Source organism: Pseudoxanthomonas helianthi (assembly GCF_017939625.1).
GTDB lineage: Bacteria > Pseudomonadota > Gammaproteobacteria > Xanthomonadales > Xanthomonadaceae > Pseudoxanthomonas_A > Pseudoxanthomonas_A helianthi.
Genome location: NZ_JAGKTC010000002.1, coordinates 594,519 through 619,665, shown reverse-complemented (window position 1 = coordinate 619,665; position 25,147 = coordinate 594,519). Strand labels below are relative to the sequence as shown.

The following is a 25,147-nucleotide window of genomic DNA, read 5'->3' as shown; positions in this document are numbered from 1 at the left end:
AGAATGGATTCCAGCTTGCGCTGGAATGACGGCCGATGTCATTCCACTCAATCAGATCCTTTGCAGTTCATCTCACGATCCTCGGCCCCGGCGGCCGCCGCTTGTTGAACGGCGGCTGCCCGCGCCAGTAGCGGATCAGCAGCCAACCGAACAGCATGCCGCCAAGGTGCACGAAATGCGCCACGCCCGGCTGCCAGCCGGTGTAGGCCAGCAGCAGTTCCAGCCCGCCGTAGATGATCACCAGGTTGCGTGCGCGGATTTCCATCGGGATCGGGAACACGATCATCCGATTGTTCGGGAAGATCATGCCGTAGGCCAGCAGCAGGCCGAACACCGCGCCCGAAGCGCCCAGCGCGGTGGACAGCGTGACCTGCTGCGCGAGCAGCCACGTCGACACCAACAACTGCAGCATGTTCGCGCCCAGCAGGCAGACGAAGTAATAGGTCAGGAAGCGCTTCCGGCCCCAGACCATCTCCAGCGACGAGCCGAACATCCACAGCGCGAACATGTTGAAGAACAGGTGCCCGATGCCCGCGTGGGCGAACCCCGCCGTCAGCAACTGCCAGGGCATGAAGCCGCCGTTGGGCACCACGTCGCCCGCGCCCAGCGGCCACAACACCAGTTGGTCGGTGAACGCATTGCCCAACAGGTTCTGCAGGAGGAAGACCGCGACATTGGCGATCAACAGCGAACGGACGGCGGGAGTCAGCGGTGGGAACATGGCCGGGCTTCTGGAAATCGCGGGAACAGGATAAATGGGAACTGCCGGCGCCGGATCAATCCTCCGGCCCCCAGATCAGCTCCTCGACGCTGCGCGCGGCCTTCACGCCCCGCACGCGGCCCTTCACCACGGACACGCCTTCGGCGCGCAGGCGCTGGCTCTGCTCGCGGTAGCCGCGCGAGCCTTCGGGAAAAGCGATGCGGCCATCGGAACGCAGCACACGGTGCCACGGCAGCTTCGGGTCCGCGTTCTCGCTGAGCACCCGCGCCGCCAGCCGCGCGCGACCGGGTAGGCCCGCACGCCGTGCGACTTCGCCGTAACCGGCCACCTGCCCACGCGGAATGGCGCGGACCGCGGCAAGGATGCGCTCGATGCTGGTCTTGTCGGACATGCGGCAAGCATACCCGCTGGTGCTTTTCCTTCTCCGTCCGGGATCGAAGCCGCTTCAAGCGGCTGAGGAAAAAGACCTCACAAGCGCATTGGCAAAGCCCTTGCACGTGATGGTTCCCGCCCTCATCCGCCCTTCGGGCACCTTCTCCCGGAGGGAGAAGGAAGAACTTACGCCCAGCCCAGCGCGTTCAACCCGCGCCACAGCAACCAGGCGATGCCGCCCGCGGCCGGGATGGTCAGGATCCACGCCCACACGATGCGTTCGATCACGCCCAGCTTCAGCGCCTTCGGGTTCTTGGCGTAGCCCACGCCCATGATCGCCGTGGAGATGCTGTGCGTGGTCGAAACCGGCATGCCGAAGGCCGCGGCGGACACCAGGATCGTCGCCGAAGCGGTTTCCGCGGCGAAACCGTCGATCGGATCCAGCTTGACCATCTTGTGGCCGAGGGTCTTGATGATCTTCCAGCCGCCCGAAGCGGTACCGGCCGCCATCACCAACGCGCAGGCGACGATGATCCAGGTGTCGATGTCGTCCTTGCCGCCGTCCGGATGCATGAACGACAACCAGCCCGGCAAGTCGTTCAACGCGCCGGACGACTGCGCGGCGAAGATCGCCAGGGCGATGATGCCCATGGTCTTCTGCGCATCCTGGCGGCCATGGGCGAAGCCCATGTAGCCGGCCGAAACCAGCTGCGCCTTGCTGAAGAACGCGTTGATCCAGCGCGGGCGCACCATCCGCGCCAGCGGACCGCCGGCCTTCGACAGGCTGGCGATCACCAGGTACAGCAAGGTGATGATGGCCACGCCCAGCAGGAACCCCGCCAGCGGCGAGGTGACCATCGGCACCACGACCTTCCACAGCAGGCCCTTGTTGCTGGTCCAGCCCTCGTCGCCGGCCTTCGACCAGATCAGCGAAGCCCAGTTGTTCTGCGAAGCGGCCATGGCCGCGCCGCACAGGCCGCCGATCAACGCGTGCGAGGACGACGACGGCAAGCCGCGCCACCAGGTGATCAGGTTCCAGACGATGGCGCCAAGCAACGCGCAGATGATCACCTGCGAGGTGACGTTGACCACGTTGCTGTCGATCAGGCCGGAGGAGATGGTCTTCGCCACCGCCGTGCCCATGAACGCGCCGATCAGGTTGGTGGTGGCGGCCAGGACGATGGCCTGCCCCGGGGTCAGCACCTTGGTCGCGACCACGGTGGCGATGGAGTTGGCGGTGTCGTGGAAACCGTTGATGAACTCGAACACGAGCGCCGCGAGGATCACGACGATGACCAGGGTCAGCATCGCGGCTTCCTCAGCTGTTCTTCAACACGATCTGGTACGCCACCACGCCTGCCTCGCGGCAGCGGTCGATGGCCTTCTCCAGGATCTCGAAGAACTCCTTCAGCAGGAACATCTGCAAGTTGTCGAGGCGGCCGGAATAGATGTCGCGGTACAGCTCCAGCATCAGCCGGTCGGCCTCGTTCTCGATGGCGCGCAATTTCTCGTTCAGCGCGCTCATCTGGTCCAGGTTCATCTTGCGCAGCTCGTGGACCATTTCCACCACGACCGAGGCGGCCTGTTCCAGCATCGCCGCGCGCGGCGCGAAGTCGATGTGCTCCAAGTGGGTCACCGCCAGCGAATAGCGGTCGGCGAACTTCTCGATCTGCTTGGGGATCTTGTACAGCGCCGAACCCAGGGCTTCGATGTCCTCGCGCTCGAACGGGGTGATGAAGCTGTCGACCAGCGCCTGGCCGATCTTGTCCGAGGCGGTGCGCTCGCGCTGGCGGGCCAGCTTGAATGCGTCCAGCGCCGGCTGCCGGTCGCTCGCCTTCATCATCGCGTACAGCGCCTGGGCGCTGTCGTGGGCGGCTTCGGCGGCCTCGTCGAGCAAGGTATAGAACTGTTGGCCGGAGCCGAAGATGGTCTGCAGGGAAAACATGCGGGCACCCCACCGTCGCGGGAAGGACGGCAATCGGGGGCGAATTATGACGGTTTAGCGACCATGAAGGGGAGCCGGCGGCGGTCCCGGCCTGCTGTCGGGCTGGGTGCCCGCCTGCGCAAGGCCTTGATTTCACGACAGCCGCCCATCAACTGGTATGCATAGCGGTTTGCTAGACTGCCACCGCGCCTCACGGCGCAACCTATGGACGACGACCCTACGCACTTGCCCCGCCACCGCCCTGCCCCGGCCCGTGGCGAACGCCCTCCGACCCTCTCCCCCGGCCGGAATCGCCCCCGTGCTTGAACTGCTGATCGTCATTTTCCTGATCCTATTCAACGCTTTCTTCGCCCTGTCGGAGATGGCGGTAGTGACCTCGCGCAAGAGTCGCCTCAAGCAGCTGGCCATGGAGAGCCGCCGTGCGCAGAAGGCACTGATGCTGGCCGAGCACCCGGAGGGCTTCCTGTCCGCAGTGCAGTTGTGGATCAGCCTGCTGAGCCTGCTGATCGGCTATTTCGGCGGCGAATCGATGGGCGACAAGATCGCCGAGCTGGTGGTGCGCGTCGAGTGGTTAGCTCCCTACGCAGGCCAGATCGGATTCGCAGCAGGCTTCCTGCTGACCTTGTTCTCGCTTGGCCTGTTCGGCGAACTGGTCCCTAAACGCATCGGCACCCTTCGCCCCGAGCAGATCGCCTGCTTGGTGGCGTATCCGATGGACTTTTTCGCCACCATCGCGAAACCGTTCGTCGCCGCATTGGCGTTCGGCACACGCACGGTGATGCGGTTACTGGGCCTACAGGACGCAGGCGCGGCGCAGGTCACCGAAGAAGAAATCCGCATGCTGGTCACGGAAAGTCATGAGCAGGGCGTGATCGACGACGATGAACGCAACATGGTCCACCGCGTGCTCCGTCTCGGCGACCGTACCGCCGACAGCCTGATGACCCCGCGCACCCGCATCGCCTGGCTCGATGCCGCGGCCAGCGACGCCGAGAACCTCGCGGTCATGCGCGAGGAGCAATATTCGCGTTATCCGGTCTATCGCGGCAGCGACCAGGACGTGGTCGGCCTGCTGGAAGTGAAGACCCTGCTCGACCGCATCGGCGGCAACAACGACGGCGGCCTGCTCGAGCACCTGCGCGAACCCCTGTTCGTCGCCGAATCGACCCATGCGATGAAACTGCTGGAAATCCTCCGCGAGGAACAGCAGTCGCTGGCGCTGGTGGTGGACGAGTACGGCGAAATCCAGGGCCTGGTCACGCTCAGCGACCTGATGGGCGCGGTGGTCGGCCGGCTGCAGGCCGCGGAGAACACCGAGGAGGACGCGCTGGTGGTGACCCGCGCCGACGGCTCGCTGCTGGTCGACGGCTCGCTGCCCAACGACGATCTGCGCGAACTGCTCGGCGGCGTGGCCCTGCCCGGCGACGAGGACGACTACAACACCCTTGCCGGCATGGTGATCGAGCGCTTCGGCCGGATCCCGCACGTCGGCGAATTCTTCGACTGGGCCGGCTGGCGCATCGAAGTGGTCGACCTGGACGGGGCGCGCGTGGACAAGCTGCTGCTGCAGAAATTGCCGGAAGAAGATGACGACGCACAAGCCGGCTGATCCACCGGATCCAGGTTCGCCAGAAACGCCCCCGCATTCCGCCAGCACCCGCACGGTGCTGGACGCACTGGGCGTCGGCGACCCCGAACAGCGCCTGCGCCTGGGCGAGCTGATGGCCGACCTGCGCCAAAGCGCGTTCGGCATGCTGCTGTTCATCGCCGTGCTGCCGTCGTTCATCCCGATCCCGGGCGTGGCCGGTGCGCTCAGCGGCCCGCTGGTGATGCTGGTCGGCGTGCAACTGCTGCTGGGATTGCGTCGGCCGTGGCTGCCGCGCTTCCTCGCCGCGCGCGGCCCGCAGCGCAAGTCGATCATCCGCTTCGGCAAGATCCTTGCCCGGCCGTTGCGCTGGGTCGAATGGCTGGTCCGCCCGCGCCTGGAATGGGCGCTGGACCATCGCCTGGCCAGCGCGTTCACCGGCCTGTTGCTGCTGGTGCTGGGCCTGCTGCTGGCGCTGCCGATACCGTTCACCAACTACGCGTTCGGTGCGCTGCTGCTGCTGTTCGTGTTCGCCCTGCTGGAGCGGGACGGCGCGCTGATGCTGCTGGCCTGGCTGGCCGGCGCGGGCACCATCGTGGTGTTCGGCCTGCTTTCCGGCAACCTGGTCCAGGCGGTGGGCGAACTCCTGGCGAAATGGCCGTAACCCGCTTTCGTGGGAGCGACCTTGGTCGCGAATGCTTTTGCGGACTCGCAGCCGCTCAAGAAGAAGCATTCGCGACCAAGGTCGCTCCCACAGACCCGTAGCGGGTTACTCGCTTTCTTCCGTATCGACTTCGTCGCCCTGCACCGTGCCGCCGCCCGGGCCCATGCGCACGTTGCGCGCCGGCACCACGGTGGAAATCGCGTGCTTGTAGACCATCTGGCTGACCGTATTGCGCAACAGCACCACGAACTGGTCGAACGATTCGATCGTCCCCTGCAGCTTGATGCCGTTGACCAGGTAGACCGACACCGGCACGCGTTCGCGGCGCAGCGCGTTGAGGAAAGGATCCTGCAGGGATTGCCCCTTGGTCATGTCCGTAGCTCCCGCCCATTCGCCGGGCTGTTGTTGTTATCGTGCGGGCGGCGTCCGGCTTCCCCCGACCCCCCGGACGCGGATGTTACACAACTGCGGGGATTTGGCCAGCCGTGGTTCAGGTCCGGGAGCGCAGGAACAGGTCCAGCGCCCGCTCCAACCCCTCGCGATCTGCTTGCGGATCGAACCACCGGGCGCCGAGATCCCCGCGCAGCCAGGTCAGCTGGCGCTTGGCCAGCTGGCGCGTGGCGAAGATCGCGCGATCGCGGAATTCCGCCGCGTCGGTCGCGCCATCCAGGTGTTCCCAGGCCTGCCGGTAGCCGACCGCACGAATCGCCGGCAGGTCGATCACGGCCGGGTGCGACCACAGTTCCGGCAAGCCGCGCAGACGGCGCACTTCGTCGAGGAAGCCTTCGGCCAGCATGGCGTCGAAGCGCCTCTCGATGCGCTGGTGCAGCACCGCACGGTCGGCCGGCGCCAGCACCAGGCCCAGCACGCGGAACGGAAAGCGCTGGCGCACGGATTCGCGCTGCCATTGGCTGATCGGCTTGCCGCTGAGCCGGAACACCTCCAGCGCGCGCTGGATGCGCTGCGGATCGGTGGGTTTGATCTTGCGGGCCGCGTCGGGGTCGACCTCGGCGAGCTCGGCGTGCAGCGCCGGCCACCCCCGCGCTTCGGCGCGCGCCGCGATCTCCGCACGCACACCGGCATCGGCTTCGGGCATCGGCGACAACCCGTGCAGCAACGCCTGGAAGTACAGGCCCGTGCCGCCGGCGAGGATCGGCAGCCGGCCTCGCGCGGCGATGCCCTCAAGGGCGGCACGCGCGTCGGCGGCGAATTCCGCGGCCGAATACGGTTGCCACGGTTCGCGCACATCGATCAGGTGGTGCGGAACCAGCGCCTGTTCCGCCGCACTGGGTTTGGCCGCACCGATGTCCAGGCCCCGGTAGACCAGTGCCGAATCGACGCTGACGATTTCCCCGCCCAAGCGCTGCGCCCATTCCAGTGCCAGCGCCGACTTGCCCGACGCGGTCGGGCCCATCAGGGCAAGGGCGAGCGGGCGATGGTCGGCGGGCATACCGGACATTGTAGGTCGGGGTCACGCCCCCGACCTGCTTTTCAGACCATGCCGTTGCGCCTGTCGATCAGCGCCGGGCCTCTCGTCCTTCGATCCATTGCTGCAACGACAAAACGCGCGCGCGCCGGGGACGTTACGCCGGCCTACGACCAGAAATCGTTGCAACGATTTCCACAGCCACTGTGGAGAACCATCGGGGCAAGTCTGTTGATAACTCCGGATCGCCCTTCCGCGACAAGCCGTTACGTGGAATTGGCTATTTTTTGACCAGCCGGTTTCAACTGTCCACAAGCGCTGTGGACAAGATTGGGGACAGTCGTGTGGAGATGCATCGCAAACGCAGGCGTGGTGCGGCCTGCGGCCGATATGGCGAGAAAATGACCAGTCGGAAACCTTGACTTTCGGGACATCTCAAGAATTGTCATCCCGAGCGTAGCGAGGGATCTGTTTTTGTTCGTCATTCCCGCGCAGGCGGGAATCGCTCGTGCCTTTGCCGTGCTTCAAATGGCAGGAGCGAAGAGCGATTCCCGCCTGCGCGGGAATGACGAACAAGAGCAAGAAACAAAAGCTAGATCCCTCGCTACGCTCGGGATGACAAATTTCATCTTCCCCAGTCGCCTCAAGTCATCTATTCGTCGTCGGGCCAGCGGATCGACGGCTTCGCCGCTTCCTTGCGCGGCAACGGCACCGCGGCGACCGCGTTCCAAACCTTCAGCGCATCGACGGTGGCGGCGACGTCGTGCACGCGGACGATCTTGGCGCCGTTCTGCGCGGCGATCAGGTGCGCGGCGACGGAGCCTGCGACGCGTTCCGCCGGCGCTTCGCGTCCGGTCAACTCGCCGATGGTCTTCTTGCGCGACATTCCCGCCAGCACCGGCACGCCGAGCTCGGCGAAACGCTGCAACTGCGCCAGCAACGCCAGGTTGTGCGCGGCGTTCTTGCCGAAGCCGAAGCCGGGATCGACGACCAGGTTCTTCTTCGCGATGCCGGACATCTCGGCGGCGAAGATGCGCTCGGCCAGGAAACGATGCACCTCGGCGACCACGTCGTCGTACTGCGGATCCGCCTGCATCGTGCGCGGCTCGCCGAGCATGTGCATCAGCACCACCGGCACGCCGAGCGCGGCGGCGGCGTCCAGCGCGCCCTCGCGGCGCAGCGCGTACACGTCGTTGATCATGCCCGCGCCGGCGGCGACCGCCGCGCGCATCACTTCCGGTTTCGAAGTGTCGATGCTGATCGGCAGCGAGATCTGCTTCGCCAGCCGTTCGATCACCGGGACCACCCGCTTCAGTTCCTCTTCGACCGGAACTTCATCGGCCCCCGGCCGGGTCGATTCGCCGCCGATGTCGAGGATGTCCGCGCCCTCTTCCGCCAGTTTCAGGCCATGCGCGACGGCGGCATCGACATCCGCATGCGCGCCGCCGTCGGAGAACGAGTCGGGGGTGACGTTGACGATGCCCATGACCTTCGGCACGTCGAGCTTGACGAGGCGGCCGGCGCAATCGAGTTGCGGCGTGGTGTCGAACATTGCGGTCGGAAAAAAGAAAGGCCAGACGGGAGTCTGGCCTTTCGTCGTCGAACTGGCAACGCGCTTCAGGTCTGCGCCGCCGGACCGCCCAGCGGCGGCAGCGGGCGCGGATCGCCCTTGCCTTCGCCCTTGCCCGGCTTGTCCCAGCCGGTCGGCGGCGGCACGTCGCGGCCTTCCATGATCGCGTCGATCTGCGCGGCGTCGATGGTTTCGTACAGCAGCAGCGCCTCGGCCATCGTGTGCAGCTTGTCGATGTTCTCGGTCAGGATCTTGGTGGTGCGGTCGTAGGCCTTGTCCAGGATGCTGCGCACCACCGCGTCGATGCGGCTCGCGGTCTCGTTGGAGACGTTCTTGTGCTGGGTCACCGAACGGCCGAGGAACACTTCGTCCTCTTCTTCGCCGAAGGTGATCGGGCCCAGCTCGGACAGGCCCCACTTGGTGACCATGTTGCGCGCCATCTTGGTCGCGCGCTCGATGTCATTGGACGCACCGGTGGTGACCTTGTCGGCGCCGAAGATCAGTTCCTCGGCGACGCGGCCGCCGTACAGCGAGCACAGCTGCGATTCGATGCCGACGCGGTTCAGCGAATACTTGTCGCCTTCCGGCAGGTACATGGTCACGCCCAGCGCGCGGCCGCGCGGGATGATGGTGACCTTGTAGACCGGGTCGTGCTCGGGAACGATGCGGCCTACGATCGCGTGGCCGGCCTCGTGATAGGCGGTGTTGCGCTTCTCTTCCTCGCTCATCGCCATCGAGCGGCGCTCGGTACCCATCAGGATCTTGTCGCGGGCGCGGTCGAAGTGCTCCATGCGCACTTCCTTCTCATTGCCACGGGCGGCGAACAAGGCCGCTTCGTTGCACAGGTTGGCGAGGTCGGCGCCGGAGAAACCCGGAGTGCCGCGGGCGACCACCATCGGCTCGACGTCGTCGGCCAGCGGCAGCTTGCGCATGTGCACGCGCAGGATCTGCTCGCGGCCCTTGACGTCGGGCAGGCCGACCACGACCTGGCGGTCGAAGCGACCCGGACGCAGCAGGGCCGGATCGAGCACGTCGGGACGGTTGGTCGCGGCGATCACGATCACGCCTTCGCCGCCCTCGAAGCCGTCCATCTCGACCAGCAGCTGGTTGAGGGTCTGCTCGCGCTCGTCGTGGCCGCCGCCGAGGCCGGCGCCGCGATGGCGGCCGACCGCATCGATTTCGTCGATGAAGATGATGCACGGCGCATGCTTCTTCGCCTGCTCGAACATGTCGCGCACGCGGCTGGCGCCGACGCCGACGAACATCTCGACGAAGTCGGAACCGGAAATGCTGAAGAACGGCACCTTGGCCTCGCCTGCGATGGCCTTGGCCAGCAGGGTCTTGCCGGTGCCCGGCGGGCCGACCATCAGCACGCCGCGCGGGATCTTGCCGCCCAGCTTCTGGAACTTCGACGGATCGCGCAGGAATTCGACCAGTTCGCCGACCTCCTCCTTGGCCTCGTCGCAGCCGGCGACGTCGGCGAAGGTCACCTTCACCTGATCCTCGCCCTGCAGCTTGGCGCGCGACTTGCCGAACGACATCGCGCCCTTCGCGCCGCCACCGCCGCCCTGCATCTGCCGCATCATGAACAGCCAGAAGCCGATGATCAGCAGCACCGGCAGGAAAGTCATCAGGATCGAACCCAGCGAGATGCCGCTGGACGGCGCTTCCTGCTTGATCGCGACGTTCTTGTTGCGCAGGACGTTGATCAGCTCGCGGTCGTACGGACCGAGCACGGAGACCGGCTGGTCGCTGCCGTTGGTTCGATAGGTGATCTTCATGACATCGGCACGGCCGTCGCCACTGAAGGTCACTTCCTTGACCGCACCGCTGTCGACCTGGTCTAGGAATTGCGAATAGGACGGCTGCTGGGCCGTGGCCCCGCCCAGGCGCGGCGAGAAGCTCTGGAAGACCACCATCAATACGACGGCGACGACCACCCACAGCAGCAGATTCTTGGCCAAGTCGTTCATCCTCATCGTTCCCTACCGTCCCACCTTACTTCAACTGGTTCACACAGGCCTGTGCCGTTTGCCCTGGCCCAGCGCATAGACTTCCGGCGACCGCTTGCGCGAGGCGTCCGGCTTGCGGATCGCCACGCGCTCGTAGCGCCGGCGCAGCTCCCGGACGTAGTCGTCGAAACCCACGCCTTGGAACAGCTTGATCAGGAACGCACCGCCGGGCTTGAGATGACCGTCAGCGAAATCCATCGCCAGTTCGGCCAGGTGCATCGCCCGCGGCTGGTCCACCGCATCCATGCCACTCTTATTGGGGGCCATATCCGACAGAACAAGGTCCACCGGCTGCCCGGCGAGCATCGCCTCCAGCTGCGATAACACGCTGTTTTCCCTGAAGTCCCCATGAAGGAACTCCACTCCGGCCAGCGGCGGCATCTCCAGGATGTCCATCGCCACGACCCGGCCGGTGTCGCCCAGGGCCTGGCGGACGAACTGCGACCAGCCGCCCGGGGCCGCGCCCAGGTCGACCACGACCATGCCCGGCTTCAGCAACCGGTCGCGGGCCAGCAGCTCCTCCAGCTTGTAGGCCGCGCGCGAACGCATCCCTTCCGCCTGCGCCTTCTTCACGTAGGGGTCGGAAAAGTGCTCCTTGAGCCAGCGTTGGCTGCTTTTGCTGCGGGTGGCCATGGCTTGTCCCTTTCCCGTGCGGAAAGGGCCGTATGAAGGCGGTGAACAGGGCCCGCATGATACCCTGAACCCCCATCACCACCCGTTTTCCGCATGTCCGTCGTCCTGACCAACGCCCAGAACCGTTTCCTGCGCGGCCAGGCGCACGACCTGAAGGCCCTGCTGCAGACCGGCGGCAAGGGCGTCACCCCGGCCTTCCTGGCCGAGCTGGACGAGGTGCTGGAACGCCACGAACTGGTCAAGCTCAAGGTCGCGGCCGAAGACCGGGAAACCCGCGACGCGATGGTCCGCGACATCGTCGCCCAGACCGGCGCAGCCTTGGTCCAGCGCATCGGCCACGTGGCCATCCTCTACCGTCCCGCCCGGGACAAGCGGCAGATCGTCCTGCCGCGCGGCTGATCCGGCCATGCAGCTGAACCACGAGCGCCCCGATTACGCCTTCGCCCTGCGCAGCGCCGATGGCCACAGTGCGCGGGTCAACGACCGGGTCCTGAACGCCAGTTTCATCCTGGCCCCGTCGCAACTGGTCGAAGACTGGCCGGTGCGCGCCGGCGAGCCGCTGGCCGCCGACGACCTGGCGCCGCTGCTGGCGCTGGATCCGGAACTGGTGGTGCTGGGCACCGGCGACAGGCAGGTGTTCCCTTCCGCCGCGGTAATGGCCGCGTGCCTGACCCGCGGCGTGGGCATCGAGGTGATGAACAACCAGGCGGCCGCCCGGACCTTCAACGTGCTGGCCAGCGAAGGACGGCGCGTGGTGGCGGGATTTCTCCTTTCGCCGTGATCGTAGGGCGGGCCCTGGCCCGCCGCGCGGCCCACAACTGCTGCGGGATGGCGGGCCAAGGCCCGCTCTACATCTGGCTGTAGGATGGGTGGGGCCGAAGGGGACATCCGTCATGGGACGGCACGCACGATGAGGGGTATCGCTGCTCACTGCCCGTTCTGCCTTCTGGTCATCGCCATCGTTTCGCTGGCGGGTTGCGACCCGCGCGGTCCCCGGCATCGCTTCAACGGCTGGGCCGCCACGCCGCAAGCCGCACGCCTCGTCGACTACCGGGATTTCCTGCGTCGCCAGAAGGTCGAAGACGCGCTGCCGATGGAATCCCTGCTGCGCAGCGGGCGGCGCTGGCGCCGTTGCGGCGTCACCGAATTCGCGGTGCCGCCAGAAAGCGCCTGGGCGAACATGGTGCCGACCCTGGCGGCGGTGAAGCAGCTCCGTGCCGACGGCTTGCTGCATGGAGAGCGAACCGCTTCGGCCTATCGCGATCCCGTCTTCAATCGCTGCGAAGGCGGCAGTTCGCGCAGCAAGCATCTGGCGAACAACGCGCTGGATTTCGACCTTGCACGGGCCACTCCCAGCGAAGTCGCGCGGCTTTGCGCGTGGTGGCAACGACATGGGCCCGCACTGAAACTCGGGCTGGGTTTCTACGACGCCGACAAGATCCATATCGACACCTCGGGTTTTCGCACCTGGGGCTACGACTACACGCGCAAGACGTCGTTATGCACGAGGGTCAGCGGTTGAATTCGGTGGGCTTTTCCAACTGATACAACACGTCCTGGAGATCCTCGACCTTGGCCGACAAGACCGCCTGGGCATCACGCACACCGGCGTTGTAGAAATACGCACCGACCTCTTTGGCGAAGAAATCGATCAGGAATTCGGCGTCGAACGGCCGATCTGCTGTTTCAGCTCTTCCGAGAAATACAGCTGCACCTTGCGGGTGATGGCAGCCTTCTCATCGTCCGAAAAACGGATGTCGTTCATCTCGACCCCTCCTGTCTATGCTGCGGGGATCCCGCAGCACCTGATACACGGCAAAGATGGGTATCGCTGCGCTCCATCCATCCTCCCTGCTATTGTTTGGGTCGACAGTCGCTGCCGTAAGCTTGGCGGTAAGGCCTGTCGAAACAGGTGACCAAGCCATCGACCACCTCGATATTCATGGGCCAGCGCATCTTCATCTTTTGGCCGTTGTCCATCGATACTTCCACGTAACCATCCTTCACCGGCCCCAGCACGTCCGGCGTCGGCACTTTCATCAGTCTTTCCCTGGCGGCAAGCAGTACCGGCTTGTCCTTGCGGAGGAACGCAACTGTCGCATCGACATACGCGTTCCATGCCTCCTGTCCCACCTCGTTTTTCTTCGCGGACGAAAGCAGCGCGATGGCGCGCTCCGTTTGCCCGGCGGAGGCGCGCATCTGCCCTTCGTGCCAGTTGAGGATCGGCTTGTCCAACCCGTGTTTTTTCTTGTACGCCGCGATCAGATCCGCAGCGGCGACCTCGCAACCTGCAATATTGGCGATTTTCCGCCACCCCCCGCCGCCATTCGACAAGTCCTGGTCGAAGGCGTTCTCGTCCAGCGCCAGCATTGCAGCTTTGTCATAACCGCACTGGCTCGGCCTTGCGGTTGCGACTGGCGATTTGGTCGCGCATGCGGCCAGCAGCACCAGAGACATGCAGGCCATGGCCATGCGCTTCATCGGCAACCTCACTTTTTCGGCAGGTATTCCTGTGGATCAACCGGCTTGCCGTTGTAGCGGATCTCGAAGTGCAGCATGTCGCGCGCGGCACCGCTGTGGCCCATCTCGGCGATCTGCTGGCCGGCCTTCACGTTCTGCCCTTCGTTGACCAGGCGACGGCGGTTGTGGCCGTAGGCCGACAACCAGGTTTCGCTGTGTTTGACGATGATCAGTTCGCCATAGCCGACCAGGCCGGCGCCCGAGTACACCACCACGCCATCGGCGGCGGCGCGGACCGGCTGGCCTTCCTTGCCGGCGATATCGATGCCCTGGCGGGTCGCGTTGCCTGCGGCGTAGGTGCCGACGACCGTGCCGTCGGCCGGCCAACGCCAGTCGAAACCGTCCGCGTCCGGCGGCGGCACCGGCTTGGCGATGGGACGCGTCGGCGTTGTGGTGCCCGCCGCCGGGCGAGTCGCGGGCGGACGCGTGGTCGTCGCGGTGGAACGCACCGGTGGTGGTGCGGCGCGGCGATCCTGCGGATACAGGCGCAGGCGCTGGCCGGGATAGATGGTGTATGGCGGGTCCACGCCGTTCCACAAGGCCAGGTCCAGCGGCGTGATGCCGTTGTTGACCGCGATCCGATACAGGGTATCGCCACGCTGGACGATGGTCGTGGCGCCGTACTTGGGCTGGGAAACGACGGGACGCGGGGCCGAACGCGACGGCGTGCGCACCACGGTGCTGCTGCATGCGGCCAACCACAGGGCCGCGATGGCCAGTACGAAGATGCGCGTCGCTTTCGTCATTCGGTATCCGTCCTCAACCTTGCTGCGATCTCCACACCAGCCAGCCGATCGCGCCCAGCACCAGCGCCGTCGCCGCCCAGCCGACCGGCTCGATCCAGCGCCGCAGTGCGCTTTCGGCCTTCTCGCCGCCCAGGCGGATCGCCAGCGCCAGCAGGTACACGCGCTTGCCCCGGCCGATCAGCATGCTCAGCACGTATTGCAGCATGGGCACGCCGACGATACCCGAAGCCCACGTGAATACCTTCATCGGGATCGGCATGAAGCCGCCCAGCACCAGGAACGCGAACACCGCCCACGGCGACTCGGCCATCTTCGCCTGCACGGTGACGATGCCCGATTCGATCGCCGGCAGCATGCCCAGCGCGGCGAACAGCGGCTTCAACGCTTCGAACGCGTAATGACCGAGGAAATAGCCGACCAAGGCACCGACCATCGACCCGGCCAGGCTCAGCGTGGCGAACCAGAAGCCGCGCTTCGGCTGCGCCAGCGCCATCGGCGCCAGCATCACCTCGGGCATCACCGGGAAGATGATCGCCTCGAAGAAACTCAGCGCGGCCAGCAGGGTCGGTGCGCGCGGATGCTTCGCCCAGCCGATCGCGCGCTCGTACAGCGGCCCGAACAGTTTCATCAGTCGAGGGTTCCCGAAAGCAGCGGTACGAAGCTGACCGCGGCCAGTTCGACCTCGTCGACGCCGCCATCGGCGCGCCGGGTCAACTTGAGCAGCGATTGCGAAGACGGGCCGCCGACCGGAGCCACCAGGCTGGCGCCGACCGCGAGCTGGCCGATCAGGCTGTCGACCAGCGCCGGGGCGGCGGCAGTGACGATGATCGCGTCGAAAGGCGCGTGTTCCGGCCAGCCGATGCGGCCGTCGTCGTGCTTGCTGCGCACGTTCAATCCCAGGGTGCGGAACCGCTTGCGCGCCTGGCGCAGCAGGTCGCCGATGCGTTCGACCGTGTACACCTCCATGCCCAACGCGGCCAGCACCGCGGCCTGGTAGCCGGAACCGGTGCCGACTTCCAATACTTTGTTCGGCGAATTCTGCAGCAGCGCTTCGGTCATCCGCGCCACGACCCACGGCTGCGAGATGGTCTGGCTATGGCCGATCGGCAGCGCGGTATCTTCGTAGGCGCGCGAAGCCAGCGCTTCGTCGATGAACAGATGGCGGGGTACGGTGCGGATCGCGTTGAGCACGTTCTCGTTGGCGATGCCGTTGTCGCGCAGCCGCTGGACCAGGCGGTCGCGCACGCGCTGGCTGGTCATGCCCAGGCCGACGGCTTCGGGCTGCAGGCGCAGCTTCGACATCATTCCGAAGCCTCCAGCGCCGCGCTCAAGCCGCCGACCCAACCGGCGACCTTTTCCAGCGCCTGGTAACGGGTCAGGTCGACGTGGATCGGGGTGATCGAAATGAAGCCGGTGCGCACGGCGTGGAAATCGGTGCCTGCGCCGGCGTCCTGCTCGGGCCCGGCCGGCCCGATCCAGTACACGGTGCCGCCGCGCGGATCCGGCTGCGGCATGCACGCTTCGGAACGATGGCGGTTGCCGAGCCGGGTGACTTCGAAGCCGCGCACTTCGTCCCACGGCAGGTCGGGCACGTTGACGTTGAGGATGGTGTCGGCCGGCAGCGGATCGGCCTTCAACCGCGCGACGATTTCCACCGCGGCGCGCGCGGCCGTCGCGTAGTGCTTCGGCTGGTGGTCGGCGGCCGCCAGCGACATCGCCACGGCCGGCAGGCCGAGGAAGCGCCCTTCCATCGCCGCGGACACGGTGCCGGAATAGATCACGTCGTCGCCGAGGTTGGCCGAGTTGTTGATGCCGGAGACGACGATATCCGGTTCGTCCTGCAGCATCCCGGTCAGGGCCAGGTGCACGCAGTCGGTGGGCGTGCCGTTGACGCGGATGGTGTTCTCGTCGAGCCGCTTGATCCGGATCGGCAGGTCGAGGGTCAGCGAATTGCTGGCGCCGGAGCGGTCGCGGTCGGGCGCCACCACCTGTACTTGGTGGCCTGCGGCACGCAGGCCCTCGGCCAGGATGCGGATGCCCGGGGCATCCACGCCGTCGTCGTTGCTGACAAGGATTTTCACTACGCGTCCGCAAGCATGGTTTCTGTGCGGCCCCATGATACCGGAAGCCCATGACGGCTTGCCGCGCCGATGGGTTACCCTGCCCGCATGGCCCGCCAGCGCGACCACGATCACGACCACGAAGGCGACGAAGACCCTGCGGCGCTGTTCCGCTCCGCCATCGGCCCGGTCAAGCCCTTGCCCGAAGCGCCGGCGCCACCCCGCAAGGCACCGCCGCGGCCGCGGGCGCGCATGGCCGAGCGCGACGAGGACCTCGCACGCGACGAATTCAAGCATGCGGTGATCGCCGCGCTGGAAGCGGGCGACATGCTGAGTTACCGGCGGGACGAAGTCACGCCGCAGGTGCTCAAGCGCCTGGCCCGCGGCGAGTACGCCGCGCAGGAGGAATTGGACCTGCATGGCCTGCCCGCGCGCACGGCGGAGGCCCTGCTGCGCGATTTCCTGCGCGATTGCCGCACGCACGGCGTGGGCTGCGTGCGCATCGTCCACGGCAAGGGGCAGAACTCGGAAGAACGCCTGCCGGTATTGAAGAACCTGGTGGACCGCATGCTGCGCCAGCGCGCGGACGTGCTGGCCTTCCATTCGCCGCCGGCCGCACAGGGCGGCGCAGGCGCGGTGCTGGTGTTGCTCAAGCGCCAGTAATCCGCGGTCGGAGCGATCAACCCGTTGCGGGAGCGACGTAAGTCGCGAAGCTTTTCGTTCCTGGGTAGATCTTTTCGCGACTTACGTCGCTCCCACGGCGAAGCTTGGTTGCGTGCAGGTCCCCAGTTCGTGCAAAACCGCAGTGGCGTAGGTCCCCGGCGGCAGCGCGAACGACAGTCGCAGCGTCGTTGCGTCCAGCCACTCCCACGTCAGCTCCGCGACCTTGAGCCGCAACGCGCGGCGCTCCTGTTTCATGTCCGCAGCTTCCAGCCCCGCGCGCAGGCGCAACGAGACGTCGTCGGACATCGCCCCCATCTCGACCCGCGCGCATTCATCGGTACTGCGCAGCTCACCCGCGCCCCACAACGGACCGCTGGGATGGATATCGAAATCCGCCAGTCGTCGCGCGAGTTCGTCGCTCCATGGCTCGGGGCCGAACACGCTGCGGCTGCCGTCGAGCATCCAGACTTCGCCATCCAGCGGTTGATCCCATTTGCCGGCATCGACACGCGCGGTCAGCACCCGATTGAACAGCTCCGAGCGCGCGGACGACAGCAGGATCGAGCGTTCGTCCCGCTTGACCCGCCGGCCGCCAAACATTGCCAGGGCCTTGGCGATGTTGCCGCCGCCATGGCCGAAACGCTGCTCGCCGAACCAGTTGGGCACGCCACGCGCGGCGACCTGAGCCAGTCGCGATTCGATGGCCTCGCGATCGCCTTCGACATGACGAAGAGCGAGCACGAAACGATTGCCGGCCAGCGCCCCGCGCGGCAGCTTGCGGTTGTGCCAGGTGGTTTCGAGGATTTTCAACCCCTCGACTTGCAGGGTGGCGACATCCGGCGCGATTTTCTTCGGCAGATGCACGCTAAAACGCTGCCGGGTCACGGCGTGGCGATCCTTCAGGCCGGCATAGCTGACCCCCATCTCGGGAATCCCCGCCCAGCGGGCCAGTTCCTTGGCGACGAAGGCGGTGTTGAGGCCGCGCTTCTCGATGGTCAGCAGCAGGTGTTCGCCCTCGCCCGTCGGCTCGAACGCGGGGAGCTCATCGACGAAAAAGTCTTCGGGCGCCGTGCGAACTTGCGCCGTGAGGACAGTGGCGCCAAAGGCACGCGGCAATGTCGGGGATTCGGTCATCACGCTCTTTGTAGAGTCGAGCTTGCTCGACTGCTTTTCGATCCGATTACGAAGGAGCAAGACCAACAGCAGTCGAGCAAGCTCGACTCTACAAAGGCAGGAGCAGCACCACTGCCTGCGCAGCGATGCCCTCTCCGCGGCCCGTGAAACCGAGTTTCTCGCTGGTGGTCGCCTTCACGCTGATGTCGTCGATGCCGATGCCAAGGTCCGCCGCGATCAGCTCGCGCATCGCAGGCGCATGCGGGCCGACCTTTGGCCGCTCGCAAACCACCGTGATGTCGGCATTGCCGACCTTCCAGCCGCGCTCGCCGATCAGCTCGTTGCAACGGCGGACGAAGGCGCGGCTGTCGGCACCTTTCCACTGCGGATCGGACGGCGGGAAGTGCACGCCGATGTCGCCCAGCGCCAACGCCCCGAACATCGCGTCGCACAACGCATGCAACACCACGTCGCCGTCGCTGTGCGCCAGCACGCCGCGTTCGTGCGCGATGCGCACGCCGCCCAGCATCACGTGGTCGCCATCGCCGAAGGCATGGACGTCGAAACCCTGGCCAATGCGGATGTTGGTTGCGCTCATCGTTGCGACAGTATGAACCGGAACCGCGCCAGGTCCGCTGGCGTGGTGACCTTGAAATTGTCTTCGCTGCCTTCGACCAGCAACGGTCGCAGGCCCTGGCGTTCCAGTGCCATCGCTTCGTCGGTGACCTCGACGCCGGCCCGCGCCGCGTCCTGCAAGGCCTTCGACAGCTGCAGGCGGCGGAACAACTGCGGCGTCAGCGCGCGCCACAGGCGTTCGCGCGGCTCGGTGGCGTCGATGCCGCCGTCGTCGCCGGCGCGCTTGAGGGTGTCGCGCACCGGCGCGGCCAGGATCGCACCCACCGGATCGTTGCGGCCGCGCTCCAAGAGTTGCGACAGGTCGTGCAAGCCGAGATTGGGGCGCGCCGCGTCGTGGACCAGCACGAAATCGTCGGCGCGCACGCTGTCGGGCAATGCCTCGATGCCGGCCAGCACCGACGCGGCACGGCTGGCACCACCGGTGCAGGTCCGGATCGGCTTGCCCTCGAGCTCGTTCCAGCCAGGCCAGTCGGCGTCGTTCTCGCCGATCGCCACGACCACGCCTTCCACCGCCGGATGCGCGGTCAGCGCGGCCAATGTATACGCGATCAACGGCCTGCCCTCGACTTCGAGGTATTGCTTGGGAACGTCGCCGCCGAAGCGCGTGCCGCGTCCGGCCGCGGGCACCACCGCCCAGGTGCCGCGCATCAGGGCTTCTGCTCCGCCGCGCCGGCATCGGGCTTCGTGCCGGCTTCGTCGATGGGCTGCGGCGCGCCGGGCGACTCGACCACGCGATAGAACTTCTCGCCCGGCTTGATCATGCCCAGCTCGCTGCGGGCGCGCTCTTCGGCCGCCGCTTCGCCGGACTTGAGGTCCTCGACTTCGGCAGCGAGCTCGGCGTTGCGATCGCGCAGGCCCTCGTTGGCGCGTTTCTGCGCCGCGACCTGCTTCTCCAGCGCGACCACCTCGCCCGAACTGCCGCGGCCGAACCAGAAGTGGTACTGCAGGAAGGCCAAAAGCCCCAGCAACACCAGCAGCAGCCAGCGCGCCGCCCGCACGTTCAGCGCTTCAGCGAAACGAAGGCGTTGCGGCCGGCGTAGCGCGCGGCGACGCCCAACTGCTCCTCGATGCGCAGCAACTGGTTGTACTTGGCCACGCGGTCGCTGCGGCACAGCGAACCGGTCTTGATCTGGGTCGCGGTGGTCGCCACGGCGATGTCGGCGATGGTGGTGTCCTCGGTCTCGCCGGAACGGTGCGAGACGATCGCCGCGTACTTCGCGTGGTCGGCCATGGCGATGGCTTCCAGCGTCTCGGTCAGCGTGCCGATCTGGTTGACCTTGATCAGGATGGCGTTGGCCGTGCCGGACTCGATGCCTTCCTTGAAGATCTTCGGGTTGGTGACGAACAGGTCGTCGCCGACCAGCTGCACCTTGCTACCGATGCGGTCGGTCAGCTGCTTCCAGCCGGCCCAGTCGTCCTCGGCCATGCCGTCTTCGATGGTGATGATCGGGTACTGCGCGGCCCAGTCGGCGAGGAAGTCGACGAACTGCTCGCTGGTCAGGCGCTTGTTCTCGCCGACCAGGTTGTACTTGCCGTTCTCGTGGAATTCGCTGGAAGCGACGTCCAAGCCCAGCAGCACGTCTTCTCCGGCGGTGTAGCCGGCCTTGCCGATCGCCTCGAGGATGGTGTCCAGCGCTTCGACGTTGCTGCGGAAGTCCGGGGCGAAGCCGCCTTCGTCGCCGACCGCGGTGCTCAGGCCATGGCCCTTCAGCACCGACTTCAGCGCGTGGAAGATCTCGGTGCCGGCGCGCAGCGCTTCGGAGAACGATGCGGCGCCGACCGGCAGCACCATGAATTCCTGGAAGTCGACGTTGTTGTCGGCGTGCGCGCCGCCGTTGATGATGTTCATCATCGGCACCGGCAGGGTCGGCTGCCAACCAGCCGGATGTTCGCTGGTGTCGGCGAGGTAACGCCACAGCGGCTGCTTGCGCGACGCGGCGACCGCGTGCGCGTTGGCCAGCGAAACCGCGAGCAGCGCGTTCGCGCCGAGGCGGCCTTTGTTCTCGGTGCCGTCCAGGTCGATCATGCGGCGGTCGAGGCCTTCCTGGTCGGCGGCGTCGAAACCATGCAAGGCGTTGGCGATGGCGCCGTTGACGTTGGCTACGGCGTTCTGCACGCCCTTGCCCAGGTAGCGGGTCTTGTCGCCGTCGCGCAATTCCACGGCTTCCTTGGTACCGGTCGAGGCGCCGGACGGCACCGCGGCGCGGCCGAACGAACCGTCGGCGAGGGTGACTTCGGCTTCGAGGGTCGGATTGCCGCGGCTGTCGAGGATTTCGCGGGCGTGGATCTTGGCGATGGTGGTCATGGGCGGGTCGGATTGGGGGGATTGAGGATGGATTCCACTTCGGCCAACTTGGCCTTGGCTTGCGGGTCTGCGCCAAGCGGGAACGTGCCATACAACGGCACGATCTGGCCACCCGGGATATCGGGCGACCTGGCAAAGAGCACGTAGTCGCTGCCTTCCGTCAGCACTACATCACAACTGGTAGGGCCGCTACGCAGCAGCGACGCTTCCGGAAGCTTGCCTTTCAGGATGCGGATTGCAGAAAAACGCGCGGAGGGACCAGGTAATCTGATAGGCGTGTTGAGCGGGGGATCGGTCATCAGGCGTTGCAGCTCTGCCTCTTCTACAGCACTCATTGGCACGATCTTTTCGACGTGGACGATGGCGACCAGATCTGCGTTCCGGACAAGGTCGCTCGCAGGAACTTCGCGCATCGGCGGGTACGTGGTGCACGCGATCGCCCCGGACGATATCGCACTTCCCGCAAACAGGAGCGCGATCGGCAATATCGACGCTTTCATGCTCCCGGTCCGCCGAACGAAGTACCTCATCATCAGACCGTGCTCTCCAGGAATCCGTTCTTCTTGGTGATCGAATCCAGCGCCAGCAAGGTCTCCAGCAACGCTTCCATCTTGTCCAGCGGCCACGCATTGGGGCCGTCGGACAGCGCCTTGGACGGATCGGGATGGGTTTCGGCGAACAGGCCGGCCACGCCCACCGCGACCGCGGCGCGCGCCAGCACCGGCACGAATTCGCGCTGGCCGCCGCTGGACGTACCCTGCCCGCCCGGCAACTGCACCGAATGCGTCGCATCGAACACCACCGGGCAGCCGGTGTCGCGCATCACGCTGAGCGAGCGCATGTCGGACACCAGGTTGTTGTAGCCGAAGCTGGCGCCGCGTTCGCAGACCAGGATGTCGTTGTTGCCGGTGGACTTGGCCTTTTCCACCACGGGCTTCATGTCCCACGGCGACAGGAACTGGCCCTTCTTGATGTTGACCGGCCTGCCGGCCGAGCAGACCTTCTTGATGAAATCGGTCTGGCGCACCAGGAACGCCGGCGTCTGCAGCACGTCGACCACCGCCGCCACTTCGTCCATCGGCGTGTACTCGTGCACGTCGGTCAGCACCGGCACGCCGATCTGCTTCTTGACCTCGGCCAGTACCTTCAAGCCTTCCTCCATCCCGGGCCCGCGGAAGCTGGTGCCCGAAGTACGGTTGGCCTTGTCGAAGCTGGACTTGAAGATGAAGTTCATGCCCAGCTTGCCGGTGATTTCCTTCAGCTTGCCGGCGGTATCGAGCTGCAACTGCATCGACTCGATAACGCAGGGACCGGCGATCAGGAACAGGGGCTGGTCGAGGCCGACTTCGAAACCACAGAGTTTCATTCGTTATTCCTTGAAGTCGTCATCCCGGACTGCGCCGGGAATGACAAGGAGGGATCACGCCCTGGCTTCCTTCAGCAACTTGCCGCCCGCCTTCTTCTCGCGCGCGGCACGGATGAAGCCGACGAACAGGGGATGGCCTTCGCGCGGGGTGGACAGGAATTCCGGATGCGCCTGGCAAGCCAGGTACCACGGATGCACGGCACGCGGCAGCTCGACCATCTCCACCAGCAGGTCGTCCATCGACTTTGCCGAAATGACCAGGCCCGCGTCTTCCAGCTGGGTGCGGTAGCGGTTGTTGAATTCGTAGCGGTGGCGGTGGCGCTCGGCGACGATGTCCTTGCCGTACAGTTCGCGCGCCAGCGTGCCGGGCTTCAGGCGCTGTTCCTGCAGGCCCAGGCGCATGCTGCCGCCGAGGTCGGATTTCTCGTCGCGCTTCTCGACTTCGCCCGACGCGGTGCGCCACTCGGTGATCAGGCCGATCACCGGATGCGGCGACAGTTTGTCGTTCTCGGTGCTGTTGGCACCATCCAGCCCGGCGATGTTGCGCGCGTAATCGACCACCGCAGCCTGCATGCCGTAGCAGATGCCGAAATACGGCACGCGGTGCTCGCGCGCGTACTTCGCCGTGAGCACCTTGCCTTCGAACCCGCGATCGCCGAAGCCGCCCGGCACCAGGATGCCGTCCACATCGTGGAGCGCCGAGTCGTCGGCTTCGACGTCCTGCGACTCCAGCCACTTCAGGTTGACCCGGGTGCGCTGGCGCAGGCCGCCATGCTTCAGCGCTTCGCCGACCGATTTGTATGCGTCCTGGTGGTCGACGTACTTGCCGACCACGGCGATGGTCACTTCGTCCAGCGGGTTGAGCGTGGCGTCGACCGCCGCTTCCCATTCGGAAAGATCGGCCGGGCCGGTCACCGGCAACTTGAAACGGTCGACGACGATCTGGTCGAGGCCCTGCGCGTGCAGTTCCAGCGGGATCTTGTACAGCACGTCGACGTCGCGCGCGGTGATGACCGCACGCTCGGGTACGTTGGTGAACAGCGCGATCTTGCGGCGCTCGGAATCCGGCAGCGGCTGCTCGCTGCGGCACAGCAGCACGTCGGGCTGGATGCCGATGGAGCGCAGCTCCTTGACCGAGTGCTGGGTCGGCTTGGTCTTCAGCTCGCCGGCCGCGGCGATGAACGGCACCAGGGTCAGGTGCATGAACATCGCCTGCTCGGCACCGCGTTCGGTGCGGATCTGGCGGATCGCCTCGAGGAACGGCAGCGATTCGATGTCGCCGACGGTACCGCCGATCTCGACCAGGGCCACGTCGAAGCCGGCGGTGGCCTCGTCGATGCAGCGGCGGATTTCGTCGGTGATGTGCGGGATCACCTGCACGGTGGCGCCGAGGTAGTCGCCGCGGCGCTCCTTGCGGATCACGTTTTCGTAGATGCGCCCGGTGGTGATCGAATTCTTCCGGCTCAGGCGCGTGCGCACGAAGCGCTCGTAATGGCCCAGGTCGAGGTCGGTTTCGGCGCCGTCGTCGGTGACGTAGACCTCGCCGTGCTGGAACGGGCTCATCGTGCCCGGATCGACGTTGATGTACGGGTCCAGCTTCATCATCGTGACCTTCAGGCCACGGGCTTCGAGGATGGACGCAAGCGAAGCGGCGGCGATGCCCTTGCCTAGCGAGGACACCACGCCGCCGGTAACAAAAATGAGGGGAGTCATGAGAGGGGCTCCGGAAAGCCGTAGTTTACCGGCTTGCCGGCTTGCCGACAAAGCCGACGCAGTTGGCTTGGCGGAACAGACCGGACTATCGGAATGCCTGGCCCGGTCCAGTTCCGGACAGCAGAACGCCCCGGCTGGCGGGGCGTTCTGGCATTGCGAGGGTGGGAAACCGACCCGTCAGGGCTTCTTTTCCTCTTCTTCCTCTTCCTTGCCGGCCTTCTTGTCGCCCTGCTGGGCCTTGCGTTCGGCCGCGACCTTTTCGTTGGCGGCGCGGCGCTCGGCGCGCTTCTCGGCCTCGGTGCGGGTGTCCTGCTGCGGCGCCTGGTCCTTCTTCTGGTCGGCGCTGCCGCTGGATTGGGCGAAAGCGTACGCAGCTCCACCGATCAAGCCGACAACGGCGACCATCGCGATCAGGGTCTTCTGTTTCATGGCGCTTCTCCGATTCTCCGTTTGCACGGTTCCGCCGCATTTTACACCCCGCCCGGAAGCAGGACCTGCGGATAGCTGAACGCCCCGGTCCGGGCATGAAAAAGCCGGGGATGATTGGCATCCCCGGCCGGGAGACCCCTGCTTGTTACGGCGTGCCGTCCTGCTTCTCGGTTTCGGCTGCCTTGGCCTTCTTGTGCTTGCCCTTGTGCTCGGCCTTCGCCGCATCGGCCTTGGCCTTGCCGTCGGCGCTGGCATCGGCGCCGATCGTGCCGGAGGACGTGCTGGTCGTGGCCGATGCGTCGGTCGCACCGAGCGCCGAATTCGCCCCGGCGGTCGCGTTGCCCGACACGGCGCCGACGGCTTGGTCGCTGGCATGCTCGGTGGCCTGCTCGCCGGCCCTCGCCGTATCGCGAACCGTCGTGCCGACCTGTGCGCCCGAATCGCGCGCGGACTGGACCGCGCCCTGCACCGCATCGGCATGCATGCCCGCGTTCGCACCGGTCTGCGCCTGCGCGTTGACCGCGCCCGCCTGCACATTGGCGCCCGCACCCACCCGAGTGCCGGCCTGCTGCGCCGACGCCAGCGCCGCGAACATCAGGGACGTGGTGGCGACGCCGATGATCATCAGCTTGCGCATGGGAGTTCCTCTTCGTTGGTACCACCTATCG

31 protein-coding genes are annotated in these 25,147 nt (G+C 66.2%); 6 read left to right on the top strand and 25 right to left on the bottom strand.

Going from position 1 to position 25,147, the window contains the following annotated elements; all coding sequences use genetic code 11:
- Positions 1–67 precede the first annotated feature (67 nt).
- From J5837_RS10650 to J5837_RS10635, 4 genes are all read right to left on the bottom strand, one after another.
- The gene (locus tag J5837_RS10650) at positions 68–721 is read right to left on the bottom strand and encodes a rhomboid family intramembrane serine protease (RefSeq protein ID WP_210536719.1); all 654 of its coding nucleotides are present in this window, start codon (positions 719–721) and stop codon (positions 68–70) included.
- 55 nt (positions 722–776) lie between these two features.
- Positions 777–1,112: an MGMT family protein gene (locus J5837_RS10645; RefSeq protein WP_210536718.1), complete on the bottom strand. Its 336-nt coding sequence runs from the start codon at positions 1,110–1,112 to the stop codon at positions 777–779.
- Between the two features lie 167 nt (positions 1,113–1,279).
- On the bottom strand, positions 1,280–2,401 hold the full coding sequence (locus J5837_RS10640; RefSeq protein WP_210536717.1) for an inorganic phosphate transporter: 1,122 nt from the start codon (positions 2,399–2,401) through the stop codon (positions 1,280–1,282).
- Positions 2,402–2,411: 10 nt separating this feature from the next.
- A complete protein-coding gene (locus J5837_RS10635; RefSeq protein ID WP_210536716.1) occupies positions 2,412–3,038 on the bottom strand; it encodes a DUF47 domain-containing protein in 627 nt (208 codons plus the stop codon).
- A 298-nt stretch (positions 3,039–3,336) separates the two neighbouring features.
- Here J5837_RS10635 and J5837_RS10630 point away from each other — a divergent pair, with 298 nt between their 5' ends.
- Together J5837_RS10630 and J5837_RS10625 are read left to right on the top strand one after the other, a co-directional pair.
- Positions 3,337–4,647, top strand: a complete 1,311-nt coding sequence (locus J5837_RS10630; protein ID WP_210536715.1) for a hemolysin family protein — start codon at positions 3,337–3,339, stop codon at positions 4,645–4,647.
- Complete coding sequence (locus J5837_RS10625) at positions 4,625–5,287, top strand: exopolysaccharide biosynthesis protein (RefSeq protein ID WP_244755861.1); 663 nt, start codon at positions 4,625–4,627, stop codon at positions 5,285–5,287. Before J5837_RS10630 ends, J5837_RS10625 begins: the two co-directional genes overlap by 23 nt.
- Before the next feature lie 105 nt (positions 5,288–5,392).
- Here the strand turns inward: J5837_RS10625 and hfq are convergent, their stop codons facing one another.
- The 5 genes from hfq to rlmE all read right to left on the bottom strand — a co-directional run bounded on the left by hfq (position 5,393) and on the right by rlmE (position 10,928).
- Complete coding sequence (gene hfq, locus J5837_RS10620; RefSeq protein WP_210536714.1) at positions 5,393–5,659, bottom strand: RNA chaperone Hfq; 267 nt, start codon at positions 5,657–5,659, stop codon at positions 5,393–5,395.
- Between the two features lie 118 nt (positions 5,660–5,777).
- A complete protein-coding gene (miaA, locus tag J5837_RS10615; RefSeq protein ID WP_210536713.1) occupies positions 5,778–6,737 on the bottom strand; it encodes a tRNA (adenosine(37)-N6)-dimethylallyltransferase MiaA in 960 nt (319 codons plus the stop codon).
- 628 nt (positions 6,738–7,365) lie between these two features.
- Positions 7,366–8,265: a dihydropteroate synthase gene (gene folP / locus J5837_RS10610; RefSeq protein WP_210536712.1), complete on the bottom strand. Its 900-nt coding sequence runs from the start codon at positions 8,263–8,265 to the stop codon at positions 7,366–7,368.
- Between the two features lie 65 nt (positions 8,266–8,330).
- Positions 8,331–10,256, bottom strand: a complete 1,926-nt coding sequence (ftsH, locus tag J5837_RS10605; RefSeq protein WP_210536711.1) for an ATP-dependent zinc metalloprotease FtsH — start codon at positions 10,254–10,256, stop codon at positions 8,331–8,333.
- Between the two features lie 39 nt (positions 10,257–10,295).
- The gene (rlmE, locus tag J5837_RS10600; protein WP_210536710.1) at positions 10,296–10,928 is read right to left on the bottom strand and encodes a 23S rRNA (uridine(2552)-2'-O)-methyltransferase RlmE; all 633 of its coding nucleotides are present in this window, start codon (positions 10,926–10,928) and stop codon (positions 10,296–10,298) included.
- A 93-nt stretch (positions 10,929–11,021) separates the two neighbouring features.
- Between rlmE and yhbY the strand changes: the two genes are divergently transcribed.
- From yhbY to J5837_RS10585, 3 genes are all read left to right on the top strand, one after another.
- Positions 11,022–11,327, top strand: coding sequence for a ribosome assembly RNA-binding protein YhbY (gene yhbY, locus J5837_RS10595; RefSeq protein WP_210536709.1), 306 nt, complete (start codon positions 11,022–11,024; stop codon positions 11,325–11,327).
- Positions 11,328–11,334: 7 nt separating this feature from the next.
- Complete coding sequence (locus J5837_RS10590) at positions 11,335–11,709, top strand: Mth938-like domain-containing protein (RefSeq protein ID WP_210536708.1); 375 nt, start codon at positions 11,335–11,337, stop codon at positions 11,707–11,709.
- 129 nt (positions 11,710–11,838) lie between these two features.
- Entirely contained in the window at positions 11,839–12,450 is a 612-nt protein-coding gene (locus J5837_RS10585; RefSeq protein ID WP_210536707.1) for a D-Ala-D-Ala carboxypeptidase family metallohydrolase, read from the top strand.
- On the opposite strand, the gene J5837_RS16430 is transcribed toward J5837_RS10585, so the two are convergent.
- The 6 genes from J5837_RS16430 to surE all read right to left on the bottom strand — a co-directional run bounded on the left by J5837_RS16430 (position 12,440) and on the right by surE (position 16,275).
- Positions 12,440–12,580, bottom strand: a complete 141-nt coding sequence (locus J5837_RS16430; protein WP_342345541.1) for a DUF2164 family protein — start codon at positions 12,578–12,580, stop codon at positions 12,440–12,442. The two genes, J5837_RS10585 and J5837_RS16430, sit on opposite strands and share 11 nt — an antisense overlap.
- 202 nt (positions 12,581–12,782) lie before the next feature.
- On the bottom strand, positions 12,783–13,409 hold the full coding sequence (locus J5837_RS10575) for a hypothetical protein (protein WP_244755860.1): 627 nt from the start codon (positions 13,407–13,409) through the stop codon (positions 12,783–12,785).
- A gap of 8 nt (positions 13,410–13,417) precedes the next feature.
- Positions 13,418–14,194, bottom strand: a complete 777-nt coding sequence (locus J5837_RS10570; protein ID WP_210536706.1) for a peptidoglycan DD-metalloendopeptidase family protein — start codon at positions 14,192–14,194, stop codon at positions 13,418–13,420.
- 13 nt (positions 14,195–14,207) lie between these two features.
- On the bottom strand, positions 14,208–14,822 hold the full coding sequence (locus J5837_RS10565) for a YqaA family protein (RefSeq protein ID WP_210536705.1): 615 nt from the start codon (positions 14,820–14,822) through the stop codon (positions 14,208–14,210).
- Complete coding sequence (locus tag J5837_RS10560; protein ID WP_210536704.1) at positions 14,822–15,499, bottom strand: protein-L-isoaspartate(D-aspartate) O-methyltransferase; 678 nt, start codon at positions 15,497–15,499, stop codon at positions 14,822–14,824. The genes J5837_RS10565 and J5837_RS10560 overlap by 1 nt, the downstream gene beginning before the upstream one ends.
- Entirely contained in the window at positions 15,496–16,275 is a 780-nt protein-coding gene (surE, locus tag J5837_RS10555) for a 5'/3'-nucleotidase SurE (RefSeq protein WP_210536703.1), read from the bottom strand. The genes J5837_RS10560 and surE overlap by 4 nt, the downstream gene beginning before the upstream one ends.
- A gap of 87 nt (positions 16,276–16,362) precedes the next feature.
- On the opposite strand from surE, the gene J5837_RS10550 reads away from it, so the two are divergent.
- Entirely contained in the window at positions 16,363–16,917 is a 555-nt protein-coding gene (locus tag J5837_RS10550) for a Smr/MutS family protein (RefSeq protein ID WP_210536702.1), read from the top strand.
- A gap of 81 nt (positions 16,918–16,998) precedes the next feature.
- Here J5837_RS10550 and truD read toward each other — a convergent pair whose 3' ends face one another.
- The 10 genes from truD to J5837_RS10500 form a co-directional block, all read right to left on the bottom strand.
- Positions 16,999–18,051 carry a tRNA pseudouridine(13) synthase TruD gene (gene truD, locus J5837_RS10545; RefSeq protein ID WP_210537011.1) on the bottom strand — a complete coding sequence of 351 codons (1,053 nt, stop codon included), beginning with the start codon at positions 18,049–18,051 and terminating at the stop codon, positions 16,999–17,001.
- Positions 18,052–18,139: 88 nt separating this feature from the next.
- A complete protein-coding gene (gene ispF, locus J5837_RS10540; protein ID WP_210536701.1) occupies positions 18,140–18,628 on the bottom strand; it encodes a 2-C-methyl-D-erythritol 2,4-cyclodiphosphate synthase in 489 nt (162 codons plus the stop codon).
- Positions 18,625–19,314, bottom strand: a complete 690-nt coding sequence (gene ispD / locus J5837_RS10535; protein WP_210536700.1) for a 2-C-methyl-D-erythritol 4-phosphate cytidylyltransferase — start codon at positions 19,312–19,314, stop codon at positions 18,625–18,627. The genes ispF and ispD overlap by 4 nt, the downstream gene beginning before the upstream one ends.
- On the bottom strand, positions 19,314–19,664 hold the full coding sequence (ftsB, locus tag J5837_RS10530; protein ID WP_210536699.1) for a cell division protein FtsB: 351 nt from the start codon (positions 19,662–19,664) through the stop codon (positions 19,314–19,316). The genes ispD and ftsB overlap by 1 nt, the downstream gene beginning before the upstream one ends.
- Positions 19,665–19,666: 2 nt before the next feature.
- Positions 19,667–20,971, bottom strand: a complete 1,305-nt coding sequence (eno, locus tag J5837_RS10525; protein WP_210536698.1) for a phosphopyruvate hydratase — start codon at positions 20,969–20,971, stop codon at positions 19,667–19,669.
- Entirely contained in the window at positions 20,968–21,471 is a 504-nt protein-coding gene (locus J5837_RS10520; RefSeq protein WP_210536697.1) for a hypothetical protein, read from the bottom strand. The genes eno and J5837_RS10520 overlap by 4 nt, the downstream gene beginning before the upstream one ends.
- 32 nt (positions 21,472–21,503) lie before the next feature.
- Positions 21,504–22,337: a 3-deoxy-8-phosphooctulonate synthase gene (gene kdsA, locus J5837_RS10515; RefSeq protein WP_210536696.1), complete on the bottom strand. Its 834-nt coding sequence runs from the start codon at positions 22,335–22,337 to the stop codon at positions 21,504–21,506.
- 54 nt (positions 22,338–22,391) lie between these two features.
- A complete protein-coding gene (pyrG, locus tag J5837_RS10510; RefSeq protein ID WP_210536695.1) occupies positions 22,392–24,050 on the bottom strand; it encodes a CTP synthase in 1,659 nt (552 codons plus the stop codon).
- 177 nt (positions 24,051–24,227) lie between these two features.
- Positions 24,228–24,479 carry a hypothetical protein gene (locus J5837_RS10505; RefSeq protein ID WP_210536694.1) on the bottom strand — a complete coding sequence of 84 codons (252 nt, stop codon included), beginning with the start codon at positions 24,477–24,479 and terminating at the stop codon, positions 24,228–24,230.
- A 145-nt stretch (positions 24,480–24,624) separates the two neighbouring features.
- A complete protein-coding gene (locus tag J5837_RS10500; RefSeq protein WP_210536693.1) occupies positions 24,625–25,116 on the bottom strand; it encodes a hypothetical protein in 492 nt (163 codons plus the stop codon).
- Positions 25,117–25,147: the final 31 nt, after the last annotated feature.

What these genes read in the sequence shown, in the direction of transcription:
- J5837_RS10550 (WP_210536702.1), top strand. Translation starts at nt 16,363, where the DNA reads ATGGCCCGCCAGCGCGACCACGATCACGACCACGAAGGCGACGAAGAC.
- J5837_RS10500 (WP_210536693.1), bottom strand. Translation starts at nt 25,116, where the DNA reads ATGCGCAAGCTGATGATCATCGGCGTCGCCACCACGTCCCTGATGTTC.
- rlmE (WP_210536710.1), bottom strand. Translation starts at nt 10,928, where the DNA reads ATGGCCACCCGCAGCAAAAGCAGCCAACGCTGGCTCAAGGAGCACTTT.
- J5837_RS10585 (WP_210536707.1), top strand. Translation starts at nt 11,839, where the DNA reads ATGAGGGGTATCGCTGCTCACTGCCCGTTCTGCCTTCTGGTCATCGCC.
- miaA (WP_210536713.1), bottom strand. Translation starts at nt 6,737, where the DNA reads ATGCCCGCCGACCATCGCCCGCTCGCCCTTGCCCTGATGGGCCCGACC.
- J5837_RS10645 (WP_210536718.1), bottom strand. Translation starts at nt 1,112, where the DNA reads ATGTCCGACAAGACCAGCATCGAGCGCATCCTTGCCGCGGTCCGCGCC.
- J5837_RS10650 (WP_210536719.1), bottom strand. Translation starts at nt 721, where the DNA reads ATGTTCCCACCGCTGACTCCCGCCGTCCGTTCGCTGTTGATCGCCAAT.
- ispD (WP_210536700.1), bottom strand. Translation starts at nt 19,314, where the DNA reads ATGCGCGGCACCTGGGCGGTGGTGCCCGCGGCCGGACGCGGCACGCGC.
- J5837_RS10565 (WP_210536705.1), bottom strand. Translation starts at nt 14,822, where the DNA reads ATGAAACTGTTCGGGCCGCTGTACGAGCGCGCGATCGGCTGGGCGAAG.
- J5837_RS10575 (WP_244755860.1), bottom strand. Translation starts at nt 13,409, where the DNA reads ATGAAGCGCATGGCCATGGCCTGCATGTCTCTGGTGCTGCTGGCCGCA.
- yhbY (WP_210536709.1), top strand. Translation starts at nt 11,022, where the DNA reads ATGTCCGTCGTCCTGACCAACGCCCAGAACCGTTTCCTGCGCGGCCAG.
- J5837_RS10590 (WP_210536708.1), top strand. Translation starts at nt 11,335, where the DNA reads ATGCAGCTGAACCACGAGCGCCCCGATTACGCCTTCGCCCTGCGCAGC.
- J5837_RS10560 (WP_210536704.1), bottom strand. Translation starts at nt 15,499, where the DNA reads ATGATGTCGAAGCTGCGCCTGCAGCCCGAAGCCGTCGGCCTGGGCATG.
- ftsH (WP_210536711.1), bottom strand. Translation starts at nt 10,256, where the DNA reads ATGAACGACTTGGCCAAGAATCTGCTGCTGTGGGTGGTCGTCGCCGTC.
- kdsA (WP_210536696.1), bottom strand. Translation starts at nt 22,337, where the DNA reads ATGAAACTCTGTGGTTTCGAAGTCGGCCTCGACCAGCCCCTGTTCCTG.
- J5837_RS10635 (WP_210536716.1), bottom strand. Translation starts at nt 3,038, where the DNA reads ATGTTTTCCCTGCAGACCATCTTCGGCTCCGGCCAACAGTTCTATACC.
- J5837_RS10520 (WP_210536697.1), bottom strand. Translation starts at nt 21,471, where the DNA reads ATGAAAGCGTCGATATTGCCGATCGCGCTCCTGTTTGCGGGAAGTGCG.
- pyrG (WP_210536695.1), bottom strand. Translation starts at nt 24,050, where the DNA reads ATGACTCCCCTCATTTTTGTTACCGGCGGCGTGGTGTCCTCGCTAGGC.
- J5837_RS10640 (WP_210536717.1), bottom strand. Translation starts at nt 2,401, where the DNA reads ATGCTGACCCTGGTCATCGTCGTGATCCTCGCGGCGCTCGTGTTCGAG.
- J5837_RS10505 (WP_210536694.1), bottom strand. Translation starts at nt 24,479, where the DNA reads ATGAAACAGAAGACCCTGATCGCGATGGTCGCCGTTGTCGGCTTGATC.
- J5837_RS10625 (WP_244755861.1), top strand. Translation starts at nt 4,625, where the DNA reads ATGACGACGCACAAGCCGGCTGATCCACCGGATCCAGGTTCGCCAGAA.
- ispF (WP_210536701.1), bottom strand. Translation starts at nt 18,628, where the DNA reads ATGAGCGCAACCAACATCCGCATTGGCCAGGGTTTCGACGTCCATGCC.
- truD (WP_210537011.1), bottom strand. Translation starts at nt 18,051, where the DNA reads ATGACCGAATCCCCGACATTGCCGCGTGCCTTTGGCGCCACTGTCCTC.
- folP (WP_210536712.1), bottom strand. Translation starts at nt 8,265, where the DNA reads ATGTTCGACACCACGCCGCAACTCGATTGCGCCGGCCGCCTCGTCAAG.
- hfq (WP_210536714.1), bottom strand. Translation starts at nt 5,659, where the DNA reads ATGACCAAGGGGCAATCCCTGCAGGATCCTTTCCTCAACGCGCTGCGC.
- J5837_RS10570 (WP_210536706.1), bottom strand. Translation starts at nt 14,194, where the DNA reads ATGACGAAAGCGACGCGCATCTTCGTACTGGCCATCGCGGCCCTGTGG.
- eno (WP_210536698.1), bottom strand. Translation starts at nt 20,971, where the DNA reads ATGACCACCATCGCCAAGATCCACGCCCGCGAAATCCTCGACAGCCGC.